Annotated in this window: 9 protein-coding genes; 6 read left to right on the plus strand and 3 right to left on the minus strand. The window is 41.6% G+C overall.

All coding sequences use genetic code 11. The features are described from left to right. Positions 1-9: 9 nt before the first annotated feature. The 4 genes from HY58_RS09135 to HY58_RS09150 are packed head-to-tail and all read left to right on the plus strand — an operon-like array spanning position 10 to position 8,924. Complete coding sequence (locus tag HY58_RS09135; RefSeq protein ID WP_039130760.1) at positions 10-3,432, plus strand: ThuA domain-containing protein; 3,423 nt, start codon at positions 10-12, stop codon at positions 3,430-3,432. 28 nt (positions 3,433-3,460) lie between these two features. Continuing rightward, on the plus strand, positions 3,461-5,620 hold the full coding sequence (locus HY58_RS09140) for a TonB-dependent receptor (RefSeq protein WP_172644630.1): 2,160 nt from the start codon (positions 3,461-3,463) through the stop codon (positions 5,618-5,620). A 16-nt stretch (positions 5,621-5,636) separates the two neighbouring features. Beyond that, complete coding sequence (locus HY58_RS09145; protein ID WP_253271535.1) at positions 5,637-8,015, plus strand: family 78 glycoside hydrolase catalytic domain; 2,379 nt, start codon at positions 5,637-5,639, stop codon at positions 8,013-8,015. A 24-nt stretch (positions 8,016-8,039) separates the two neighbouring features. Beyond that, entirely contained in the window at positions 8,040-8,924 is an 885-nt protein-coding gene (locus tag HY58_RS09150; protein WP_052323980.1) for a sugar phosphate isomerase/epimerase, read from the plus strand. Between the two features lie 2 nt (positions 8,925-8,926). Here HY58_RS09150 and HY58_RS09155 read toward each other — a convergent pair whose 3' ends face one another. Further along, positions 8,927-9,610, minus strand: a complete 684-nt coding sequence (locus tag HY58_RS09155; RefSeq protein WP_039131167.1) for a DUF1080 domain-containing protein — start codon at positions 9,608-9,610, stop codon at positions 8,927-8,929. Between the two features lie 101 nt (positions 9,611-9,711). Further along, complete coding sequence (locus HY58_RS09160) at positions 9,712-10,491, minus strand: zinc-dependent peptidase (protein WP_039130767.1); 780 nt, start codon at positions 10,489-10,491, stop codon at positions 9,712-9,714. 236 nt (positions 10,492-10,727) lie between these two features. Here HY58_RS09160 and HY58_RS20015 point away from each other — a divergent pair, with 236 nt between their 5' ends. Next, positions 10,728-11,024, plus strand: coding sequence for a LytTR family DNA-binding domain-containing protein (locus HY58_RS20015; RefSeq protein ID WP_172644631.1), 297 nt, complete (start codon positions 10,728-10,730; stop codon positions 11,022-11,024). Position 11,025: 1 nt separating this feature from the next. Here HY58_RS20015 and mnmD read toward each other — a convergent pair whose 3' ends face one another. Further along, positions 11,026-11,691, minus strand: a complete 666-nt coding sequence (gene mnmD / locus HY58_RS09170) for a tRNA (5-methylaminomethyl-2-thiouridine)(34)-methyltransferase MnmD (protein ID WP_039130769.1) — start codon at positions 11,689-11,691, stop codon at positions 11,026-11,028. 28 nt (positions 11,692-11,719) lie between these two features. Here mnmD and HY58_RS09175 point away from each other — a divergent pair, with 28 nt between their 5' ends. Then, positions 11,720-12,340: a DNA-3-methyladenine glycosylase gene (locus HY58_RS09175; RefSeq protein ID WP_039130771.1), complete on the plus strand. Its 621-nt coding sequence runs from the start codon at positions 11,720-11,722 to the stop codon at positions 12,338-12,340. Positions 12,341-12,358 lie beyond the last annotated feature (18 nt).

Genomic DNA, 12,358 nt, shown 5'->3' on the forward strand with positions numbered 1-12,358 from the left:
ATATACTCAATGATCAGAGCCGTTCTCTCATCAGTCATGTTTCTCGTGATTGCATTTGTAATTTTCAGTATGCCAGCTTGTTCTGGTCGTTCGGGCAAACCGCGTGTTCTTGTGTTTGCAAAAACAGCAGGTTTTTACCATCAGAGTATCCCTGATGGGATGGTTGCCATTCAGCAACTGGGAGCTGCAAATGGATTTGATGTTGATACTACCCGCAATGCTGAATGGTTCACTGAAGACAGCCTGGATAAATATGCAGCCGTCATCTTTTTAAGTACAACCGGCGATGTGCTCAATAATTATCAGGAGGCTGCCTTTGAAAGGTATATCCAGGCAGGTGGGGGATTTGTGGGAATACATGCAGCAGCCGATACAGAATATGATTGGGGATGGTATGGCAGAATGGTTGGGGCATACTTCCTGGATCATCCGGCCATCCAGGAGGCAGTACTGAATGTAACGGATCGAACACATAGTTCAACAAAGCATTTGCCTGAAAAATGGAAGAGGACAGATGAATGGTATAGTTTCAAAAATATCAGCAAGGAAGTTAAGGTGCTGATGTCTATTGATGAAACAACCTATAAGGGTGGAAAGAATGGCGATAACCATCCCATGTCGTGGTATCATGCGTTTGATGGAGGGAGAGCATTTTATACAGCACTGGGCCACACCTCAGAATCCTTTAAGGAAGAAGCTTTTTTGCAACATATGCTGGGAGGAATACAATATGCAATTGGTAAGAACAATAAGCTGGATTATTCAAAGGCAAAGACGCTTAATGTTCCTGCCGAAGACCGTTTTACAAAAACGATGTTAGTAACCGGGCATTTTTTTGAGCCTACCGAAATGACCATTTTACCTAATCTTGATATCCTAATTGCACAACGAAGAGGAGAGATCCTTCTTTACAAAAATGGAGACTCAACGGTAAGCCAGGCCCTTTCTCTAAATGTATATTGGAAGACCAATACGCCGGGGGTGAATGCAGAAGAAGGCGTGCTAGGCATCAAGGCAGATCCCAACTTCAGTAAGAATAAGCATGTTTATATTTTTTACTCACCTATTGATACATCCGTAAACAGGCTCTCAAGATTTACATTTAATGGCGATAGTTTAACTGCTGAAAAAATTGTACTGGAATTCTATTCACAGCGCGAGATCTGTTGCCATACTGGCGGCTCCATTGCATTTGACAAAGACGGCTTGCTTTATCTCTCAACAGGAGATAACTCAACGCCCTTTGATGAACCCAATCAATTGTATGTAAATCGCGGTTATGCCCCATTGGATGACCGTCCGGGCCATGAGCAATATGATGCGCGCCGCACTTCCGGCAATCCCAATGACCTAAGGGGAAAAATCCTCCGGATACGTGTTCGAGAAGATGGAACTTATGAAGTTCCGGATGGCAACCTTTATCCAAAAGGCCAGGCAGGAACAAGGCCGGAGATCTATGTACAGGGCAATAGAAACCCTTATCGTATTTCTGTAGACCAGAAGAACAGCTGGTTGTATTGGGGTGAAGTGGGGCCCGATGCCAGTAATGATAGCATGGGTATCAGGGGGCCGCGTGGATATGATGAGGTTAACCAGGCAAGGAAGGCAGGATTTTTCGGTTGGCCGCTTTTCATAGCCAATAATATTCCCTATCACCAATATGATTATGCAACCGGTAAAACGGGTCCGCTTTTCGATCCTGCAAAACCAGTAAATGGTTCACGCAACAATTCCGGAATCCAGGAATTACCACCCGCACAGCCGGCTTTTATTTGGTATCCTTATGGGGCATCCACTGAGTTTCCACAAGTAAAAACAGGTGGAAGAAATGCAATGGCAGGCCCGGTATACTATACTGATATGTATCCTAAAGAAACAAGGCTACCAGAATACTATAATGGGAAACTGATCATCTATGACTGGATTCGCGGATGGGTAAAAGCGGTAACCATGAAACCCAATGGTGATTTTGATAAAATGGAACCATTTATGGAAAATACCAGGTTCAACTCCATGATTGATATGGAGGTTGGTCCGGATGGTAAACTCTATCTGCTTGAGTATGGTAGTGGCTGGTTCAGTAAGAATCCGGATGCCGGACTGGCCAGGATCGATTATAATGGCGGGAACCGCGCGCCCAAACTGACCGCTCTTCGTGTTGATAAACGTTCCGGTGCAGTTCCATTCAAAGTTGTTGCAAGCATTGAGGCTAAAGATCCGGAAAATGATAAGCTCACCTATAGTTGGGATCTTGGTAATGGAGTAAAAAAAGAAACCACCGAGCCACGTCTTGAATACATCTATGAGAAGACAGGGGATTTTGATATCACAGTGGTTGTTTCAGATGATAAAAAGGAGTCGGTAAAAAGTAATCCTGTAAATGTGTATGCAGGTAATGAAACCCCTGAGGTATTGGTTACTGTTACAGGTAACCGATCATTTTACTTTCCTGGAAAATTGGTAGGATACAATGTGGGGATAAATGATCGGGACGACCCTTCTGCTGCCAGTGATCTGTCCGGGTTATATGTATCCGCTGATTATATAGAGGGTACAGATAAGGCAGGTGCCAACCTCGGTCACCAGGTGGTATCCGAATCTATGATAGGCAAAAGTCTTGTGCAATCATTGGATTGTAAATCATGTCATAAGGAGAATGAAAAATCAATTGGCCCGGCTTATTTAGATGTAGCGCGCAAATATGAAAAGAAAGAAGATGCGGTAGCGTATCTAACCAATAAGATCCTCAAAGGAAGTGTTGGTGTTTGGGGTGAAGTTGCTATGCCTGCACACCCCGATATGAAGCCTGATGAAGCTCGTCAGATAGTTTCCTGGATTCAGACACTTACTGGTAATAACAAGGCAGCAAAATCGCTTCCTGCGAGTGGAACTGTAAATGCCACACTTGGTAAGAAACCTGTTGACAATGGAGTGCTTGTAATTTCTGCTACGTATACGGATAAGGGTGGTAATAATGTGAAACCTATGACAGGATCTGATGCCGTAGTGTTAAGGAGTCCCAATCTGAATTTTTCGGCGGCAACAAATTTAAAGGAGTATTCTTCGATGACATATAATGGTATGAATCTATTGATAGTACCTAAGGATAGTGGTTCTTTTAGTATAGACAGCCTCGACCTGACTGGTGTAAATACGCTTATGCTAACGATTGGATGGCAGATGGCTTCTAAAGCAGGTTTCGGTTTCGAAATCAGGTTAGATTCGCCTGATGGGAAAAAGATTGGTGAAGCAGTTTTGAAAGGAGGGCTGAGTTCTCCGGCAGAGGGTGGCATCGGTGGTACAATCCTGACCTTTAAAATTGAACCGGTGACTGATGGTAAATTCCATGACTTATACATTGTGAGTAAAGGTGCAGATCCAAAAGAATCAAGTACTATAGCCTTACAATCGATCAGATTGGTTTCAGAATAATTAACAATAAAATTGAATGATCCGTAAAATGAAGCTTTTAAAATTCTCAATATCCTCAGGCTTAATCATAATGTTTGGAACTGCCAGCTTTTCACAGGAGTTGCGGAAGCCTGCATCGCTCAATGATACAGTACAACTCGAAGATGTTTTTGTAACCGCGCAGAAACGAGAAGAATTGTCTCAAAAGATACCTTTGAGCCTGAGCGTAATTTCTGCCCGCAAAGTTCAGGACCTTCGCCTTTGGAACAGTAGTGAGCTCACAGCAGTAGTACCCGGACTATTCGCCAACAATTCCGGTGACGAAAGAAATGTAATATCAATAAGGGGCATAACAACTACTTCTTATGATCCTGCCGTTGCAGTATATGTTGACGGGGTTAACCAGTTCAGTCTGGATACTTATATTCCTCAACTGTCTGATGTGGAAAGAATAGAAGTACTTCGTGGTCCGCAGGGCACTCTTTACGGAAGGAATGCTATGGGTGGAGTTATCAATATCATTACAAAGCAACCAGGAAATACTCCGAATGGATTCGCAGAACTGAGTATAGGTAATAACGGTTTGCAAAGGTATGCTGCGGGAATACGGACTCCCATTGTAAAAGATAAACTTTACTTCGGGGCTTCTGGAGTTTACAACAAACGTGATGGGTACTATACCAATACTTTTGATAATAGCTCCTTTGATCGGCAAGCGGCACTCACCGGCAACTATTTCCTGAAATATATTCCTATTGAGAACTGGGGTATAACAATGAATCTTAAACATCAGAACAATCGAAATAATGGTGCTTTCCCTATGGTGAATGGTCTTGAAGAGGCGTTTGAAAATCCATATAAACTCAACCAGGATGCAGTGGGGAAAATGGTTGATAATACACTCAATGCTTCTCTCACCGTAAATCATTCTTCTCCCAGGTATTTTGATTTTATCTCCCAAACGGCGTGGCAGAGCAACCAGCGTATATATGATTCACCTATTGATGGCGATTTTTCACCACTGGATGCAGTTACAATAATTAATGATTATGGCAATAAGTGGAACAAAGTGAAGGTGTTTACACAGGAGTTTAGATTCAGCACACCATCAAAGAGTTTTTCACCTGTGAAATGGGTGGGGGGAGCTTATTTGTTCCATCAGTCAAACCCTGTAAAGCAGGCCACACATTTTGGCAAGGATGCAGAGATGATTGGCGCACCTATGGCGAATTTTGCAACAATCAATACTACTACCGCTACTAATAAGGGATATGCATTATTTGGTCAGATAAGTTATGATATTACTACACGCTTCTCAATAATTGGAGGGCTTCGTTACGATCATGAATCAAAAGATCTGGAGGTTAAAGGTGAATTTCAACCCGATGGGGAAGAGGCTATGGTAACTCAACCAGATACATCTGCAAGAGCCTCATTTAAAGCCTTCTCTCCCAAACTTGGAATTCAGTTTTCAATGGCGGAGGACAATATCCTCTTTGCTAATTATAGCCGTGGATTTCGTACAGGTGGTTTGACACAGTTATCATCAGATCCATCACAGCCACCTTTGTATCCCTATAAGCCTGAATATAGTAACTCATTTGAGCTGGGTACAAAGAATATGTTCTTTAACGACAAGCTTCGGTTAAACCTCACGGCATTCTATGCAAAAATAACTGATGCCCAGGTGCCAACCCTTGTACTGCCAGATGCTATTACCATTACAAGGAATACGGGCGAGCTTGTTTCCAAAGGGTTTGAACTGGAAATGAATACCCGGCCATTTAGAGGTTTCGAGATGGATTATAGTTTTGGATATACGCATGCCCGTTATGAATCACTGAAGTTGTCACAGTATGGCAATGAAACAGATCTTGAAGGAAAGCGCCAGGTTTTCACCCCCGATATCACCTCAATGCTTGCACTCCAGTATAGACTTCCACTTACAGCAAATAAGGAATGGCAATTAACGCTGAGAGGTGAATGGATTTATCTCGGACAACAATATTTTGATCTTGCCAACCAGATAAGACAGGCACCTTATCAGAAGCTAAACGCCAGAGTTGGTGTAAGTGGCAAATATCTGGGCTTATTTTTCTGGGCCAGAAACCTCACCGACAGAAAGTTCATTGCATATGCCTATGATTTTGGAGCAATCCATTTAGGGGAGCCAGAAATATATGGCGTAACAGTATCAGTCAAATTCTGATTTAAAAATTAATGATATGAAAATGATGAAACAAAGTTCATTGTTGAGCATCTTATTATTGGTCTCATTATTTTCATATTGCCAGGTTTCAGAATCACAGATTATACATGAGCAATGGAAAGCTTCCTGGATAAAAGTGCCCGGGGAGAGTGATTATGAATATGGAGTATATCTATTTCGTAAGCGTATCAACCTTGATACTGTTCCTTCCAGGTTCCAGATTCATCTATCTGCTGATAACCGGTATAAATTATATGTAAATCAAAAATTGGTATCCTTAGGTCCTGCACGTGGAGATCTTGCACACTGGAATTTTGAGACAGTGGATATTGCACAATACCTGCAGCCAGGGCAAAATATAATTTCTGCCAGGGTCTGGAATGAAGCTGCATACCGGCCCGAGGCGCAGATTTCTTTGCAAACAGGTTTTATTCTCCAGGGTAGTGCGGGGGATATATCATTGAATACGGACAAGAGTTGGAAATGTAGCAGGGATAGCAGTTATGGACCTATTCCTTTTACCGGGCCCTTTTATTATGTTTCGGGTGCTGGTGAATTTATCGATATGCGTCATCACATGACCGACTTTGGTTCAGTTAACTTTAATGATGAATTGTGGGAGTATGCACAGCCTATATTTCATGGTATACCCAAAGATATAAGGGGAGGTTATGGTACATCCAATGGATGGATGTTGGTTCCATCAATTATTCCCGCCATGGAAATGAGTCCTCAAAGATTTCGCGCAGTGCGTGAATCCAGTGGGGTCAAGATTCCCGAATCATTCCCTGTTCAGACTACTGACATCCATATTCCCGCTAATTCAACTGCCAGCGTTTTACTTGACCAGGGTGAACTAACCAATGCTTATCCAATTATGCGGTTTAGCAATGGTGCAGGTTCTACTATAGCTTTGCGATATACAGAAGCACTATATACAAAATTCCCGGATAAGGGGAACAGGAATGAAGTTGCCGGAAAACATTTCCTTGGGCGGATGGATAGCATCATTTCTAACGGAAAAGCAAACCAGGTTTTTGAATCTTTGAACTGGAGGACTTTCCGGTATATTAAACTAGACATAAAAACGGGTGCAGATCCACTTGTATTAAATGATATAAGTTCATCTTTCACCGGCTATCCTTTTCAATTCAATGCTAAATTAGATGCACCATTGCAGGAAATAAAGACAATGATTGATATTGGCTGGCGTACAGCCAGATTATGTGCTGTGGAAACCTATATGGATTGCCCCTACTATGAGCAGTTACAATATATTGGTGATGGGAGAATTCAGGCTTTGATATCCTTGTATAATAGTGGTGATGACAGGTTGGTGCGTAATGCATTAAATCTTATGGACCATTCGAGGCAGCCTGAAGGAGTTACCCTGAGTCGCCACCCCTCTTTTACGCCACAGATCATTCCAACTTTTTCATTATGGTATATAGGCATGCTACATGATTATTGGATGTATGCAAAAGACACCTCATTTGTTATAAAGAAAATTCCCGGCACCAGGCAGGTCCTCCAATATTTCAATAATTACCAGGCTTCAGACGGATCCATACAAAACGTTCCGAACTGGATGTTCACGGATTGGGTTAATGCACCAGAATGGAAATCGGGCGTTGCGCCGCGAGGCAAAGATGGAAGTTCTTCTATCCTCGACCTTACACTATTGTGGGCATACCAACTGGCTGCGGATATGGAAGGCCGGAATGGGATGCGTTCATTTAAGGATAAGTATCTTGAGGAAGCGGCAAAATTGAAGAAGACCATACGAAACAAATATTGGGATCAAACCCGCGGACTTTTCTCCGACAGGCCAGAGAAAGACCTCTACTCACAGCATGCAAATTCGTTGGCCATTCTAACAGGTGTAACAAACAAGTCGGAAACAAATTCGATTGCTGAGAAATTATTGAGGGATACAACTATGGCTGCAGCCTCCATCTATTTCCGCTATTATCTTCACCAGGCATTGATTAAAGCGGGAAGAGGAAATGACTACCTGAACTGGCTTGACAAATGGCGTGAAAATATATCATCCGGACTGAGTACCTGGGCCGAGATGTCGGACGTCAGTAAATCCAGATCTGATTGTCACGCATGGGGATCGAGCCCAAACATTGAGTTTTTCCGAACCATACTTGGAATTGAAAGTGATGCACCAGGATTCAGTACTATAAGGATCCAGCCACATCTTGGTTCACTAAAGAATATTCAGGGTTCAATCCCTCACCCTAACGGTGAATTATCAGCGCAGTATATATACCAGGAAGGGCAATGGACTATTCAGGTAAAATTGCCATCAGAAACCAAAGGGAAACTTATCTGGAAGGGAAAGCATATTCCTTTGAATTCCGGTCTTAACAAATTCCAATTGCAATAATCAATCAACGTTAAATATTCATTAATGAAAAGATCAATCATCTATTTGCCTGTGCTACTTATGACTGTGATGGGTTTTATAGCTTGTAATAACCAGGCCACCACAGAACAGCAAACTTCAAATGCTACTGATACTGTCAGTTCAACCAGTGAATGGAATTTGGGTGTTGCCCTCTGGACATTCCACACATTCAATTTTCCCGAGTCGCTTGATAAGGTTGACAGTGCTGGCATTGAATATATTGAAGCAAATACATTTCACAAAACAGGCCCAACTTTAAAGGATACAATGGTTGGTCAACTTTCACCGGAAGGGGTTGCGACTCTAAAAAAGATGATCGCTGACAAAGGTCTGAAACTCGAGTCTATTTATGTTGGGGGTGGTGATACCTTTGAGTCCTGGAAAAAGGAGTTTGATATCGCTAAAGCCCTCGGCGTAAAATTTGTTACGGCAGAACCACCAGTTAAAATGTGGGACCAGATCGATAGTCTGGCGGGAGCTTATGGATTGAAGGTTGCGATTCACGATCATTGGAAGGGAGTGAGTGCATATTGGCACCCCGATTCTGTTCTGGCTGCGATAGAGGGCCACCCTAATTTCGGGGCTTGCGCTGATCTGGGACATTGGCCTAAAAGTGGCATTGATCCTGTTGATGGTGTGAAGAAACTGGCCGGGCATATCATTGCTATTCACCTGAAGGATATCGCAGAATTCAATAACACAAAAATTCAGGATGTTCCAGTAGGGAAAGGAGTAGTTAATTTTCCTGGCGTTTTCGAAGAGTTAAAGCGGCAGGGTTTTAAAGGGAATATATATATTGAAATGGACGTGGAAGGAAAGCCCAGTAATCTTCCTGCCGTTGTAGAGACAGCAAAATATTATAAGGAACAGGTTGATAAATTGAAATAAGCCTAATAGGTCAATTGAACTTTACGGAATGCTACTTCTGCACCTTCTGCCTGCAGAGCAATTTGGCCTGAGTTTACTGTGCAATCATATCCTTCATTGACGGGAATGGAATTGACCCACACTTTGATTGTATTTCCTTTACATTCAATTTTAAGGTGGTTCCATTCCCCCAATGGCTTTTCAGAGCCATCAGTAAGATTTTTTATCCTCCTTTCCTTCCCCTCCGTACTTCCCCAATTTTCTTTGGGCCCTCTCCTTGCTTCCATATCAGGTACGGTGATATCTTCTCCAATACACCAGAAATCACCGGCATTTTCATGCATCATTTGCACCTCAATAGATTTGGGAAACATTTTATACAGTATCCTGGGTGTAGATGCATGTACCAGCACGCCACAATTGCCTGGTGTATTTACAAAACGATATTCCACTTCGAGCGTATAATCCTTGTAAATGGAATCTGTAATAAGATGTCCACCCGGTTTGCCCATACTAATCAGTTCTTTATTACGGACAAGGAATGGACTTTTTAGGCTGGGGTCCTTATCCATATCGGGGACATCAATATGCCAACCATTGAGGTTTTTACCATTGAATAATTGAATGGACTTTACAGTGCTTCTTTGTGGGGCGACACAGCCTGAACAAACTGTCAAAGCCAATAACGCATATATTATACATTTCATCTTATGGTAATTTAATGAAATATTGGCACAAGGTTGGTAATTTGGAAATATGAAAAGGCTTGCATCTTGAAGAAACATTTCATCTTCCGTGATAGTTGTATTTATGATTCATCCGTCGCAAGGTGTTCTTGCCTGAAAATCTTACCCAGCATTTCGTATAATTTGGGATGATGTATTTTAAGCAAGTCCGGTCTTTCAAAAAAATACTCTGCTGCAACTGCAAAGAATTCTGTTTTATCAGTAGCTGCATAGGGGTTAATATCTGAATCGTCCTCAATTATTTCCTGCATTTTTTTATGAACAAGATCTATCCAGGGGATACTATATTGTTTTGCCAATAAAATTTCAGGAATTCCATCTATTGAACCATCGGCTTTGTCAAGAAGGTGAACGAACTCATGAATTGCAGTATTGTTCTTGTCAGTTCTGTTAGTAAAACCCTCACGTAAAGCGGTTTTGCTCAATAACATTTTTCCATTCATATAGCCACTACCTACCATGCCCATATAGGGACGATTTCGTCCTTCGGCCTGGAAATCTTCATTGAAATGATTTTTATATATGAGAACATCAGTGAGGTTACGATAATGCCATTCCGGAAATCCAAAGATTGGAATAACTGCACTGGCTGCAACCAGCAATTTATCTGTATCGTCAATTTCAGTACCTATTCCCTCGATGCGGGTACCATTCAGAAAAGAAATCACCTCTTTTATAAAGCGGGACTTATCCAGTTCTGATAGTTTAGTAAAATAATGGACTTCTTTATTGAGGATTGTTTCTATATCCGACACTGGAAGATCGGGATTTGGGTTTATTGGCCGACTTTTCCACCAGGCAAACCCAATGACAACCAGAATAAAAAAAAGCACACCAAACATTCTTATTATTAATTAGTAGTGAAATTTGCTTTCATAAGATCATTATTCCAAATTAACGATTCACTCCTTTATAACGACGGTTCTTTCTCAATTGTTTTTTACCGAAAGAGCAAACTGAGGGTATAAGGTCAATTGATGAGACCCTTGACCTTCTTGAAAGGATTACGCCTCGATTGTGTTCACTTGTTGCTTATGAATCAAGATTAACGGGAACAATCGGAAAGAAACAGTTTATTTTGCACCCCCGGGACATTGCATTTTTTCAGGCGGATAATAAGATTGTTTTTATAATTACGCCTGATGGTACGCGTTATATTCATAATCAAAAAAATGGACATCTTGAAGAGATTCTGGACCCTCGTTATTTTTTCCGGATTAACCGAAGCGTTATTGTTAATACGCAGGCCATAGAGCATGTGAAGCCTCATATTAATAGCCGGCTTAAAATTATATTGAGGTCAGGGCTCTCCTCGGGTGAATTTATAGTTAGCCGAGACAGGATGTCGGCTTTCAGGAATTGGGCGCACTGTTAGTTCAGCTTGTTTTGTGTGCCCTCACCATTTCCCATTTTCCCGGTGGGCCAGGTATTTTTTCAATAGTAAATCCAACCGATTTCATAGCTCTTCTCACCGATCCCTTACTGCTGTAAGTAACCAAGATGCCATTATTCTCCATCTTTTCAAAAATCATACGGAAAATATCAGCTGTCCATAACTCCGGCTGAACCTTAGGAGCAAAAGCATCAAAATATACAAGGTGAAAACGGGTTTCTGTTTGCAATTCCGATAAGGGCAATTGATGTTTTATTATTTGAAAATTTTCATGGATCCTGATTTGCTTATTCCATTCAGCTGTATGCATTTCAAGGAATAATTGTGATAGTTCATGCCTTTTTAAAAGAGTACAATAATTTATCCGGAATATTGTTTCCATATCCAATGGATATGCTTCAACTGTTTCATAGTGAATAGATCTATCACCCGCTTCAGCCATTGTCAGTAAGGCATTCAGTCCGGTTCCGAAACCCATTTCCAGAATATTTATGCTATTATGTTTCGTTGCAATGATATCAAGACCGGATTCAATAAAAACATGCTTTGACTCTTGTATTGCACCATGGGTGGAATGATAGGTGACCTGCATGGAAGGGATGGCAATGGTATGTGATCCATCTGCAGTTGTTCGAAGGATTCTTTCCATACTGTAAAGTTATTATTTACTTTCGGGTATGGGCTATTTTGAACATCTTTCCAAAGACAAGAAACTTGCGCCAATACTCAATGGCACACCGTACAAATTAAAGAAGCAGAAACTGGTCTACCTGCATCTCTGTGGTTCCATTATGAGTCAACAGTTATCAACTAAGGTTGCTGCCGTTATCTGGAAACGCTTTCTCGCACTTTTTGAGGATGATAGTCCAACCCCCGAACAAATCCTTGCAATTCCTTATGAAACGCTAAGAGGAATTGGTCTATCGAATGCCAAAGCAAATTATGTTCAGAATGTTGCACGTTTCACAATGGAGCAGGGGATGAATTGGGATCTTTTGAAGAAAATGAATGATGAAGAAGTGGTTAGTCACCTCATACAAATCAAAGGGGTTGGAAGGTGGACAACTGAAATGCTGCTGATGTTTGCCCTTGGGCGAGAAGATGTGTTTGCTGTTGATGACCTTGGAATACAAACAGCAATGAAAAAGCTTTATAAACTGGATGATTCTAACAAGAAGGATTTCAGGGAGAGGATGCTTAAGATTTCAAAAAAATGGTCACCATACCGCACATACGCCTGCCTGCACCTTTGGAACTGGAAAGATGCCGCTCCTGTTAAGAATGCAACTTCCGATTGAGTTTTTCAATCTCTATTG

The organism is Flavihumibacter sp. ZG627 (assembly GCF_000814325.1).
Lineage (GTDB): Bacteria > Bacteroidota > Bacteroidia > Chitinophagales > Chitinophagaceae > Flavihumibacter.

What these genes read in the sequence shown, in the direction of transcription:
- HY58_RS09140 (WP_172644630.1), top strand. Translation starts at nt 3,461, where the DNA reads ATGAAGCTTTTAAAATTCTCAATATCCTCAGGCTTAATCATAATGTTT.
- HY58_RS09145 (WP_253271535.1), top strand. Translation starts at nt 5,637, where the DNA reads ATGAAAATGATGAAACAAAGTTCATTGTTGAGCATCTTATTATTGGTC.
- HY58_RS09175 (WP_039130771.1), top strand. Translation starts at nt 11,720, where the DNA reads ATGGGCTATTTTGAACATCTTTCCAAAGACAAGAAACTTGCGCCAATA.
- HY58_RS09150 (WP_052323980.1), top strand. Translation starts at nt 8,040, where the DNA reads ATGAAAAGATCAATCATCTATTTGCCTGTGCTACTTATGACTGTGATG.
- mnmD (WP_039130769.1), bottom strand. Translation starts at nt 11,691, where the DNA reads ATGGAAAGAATCCTTCGAACAACTGCAGATGGATCACATACCATTGCC.
- HY58_RS09155 (WP_039131167.1), bottom strand. Translation starts at nt 9,610, where the DNA reads ATGAAATGTATAATATATGCGTTATTGGCTTTGACAGTTTGTTCAGGC.
- HY58_RS09160 (WP_039130767.1), bottom strand. Translation starts at nt 10,491, where the DNA reads ATGTTTGGTGTGCTTTTTTTTATTCTGGTTGTCATTGGGTTTGCCTGG.
- HY58_RS09135 (WP_039130760.1), top strand. Translation starts at nt 10, where the DNA reads ATGATCAGAGCCGTTCTCTCATCAGTCATGTTTCTCGTGATTGCATTT.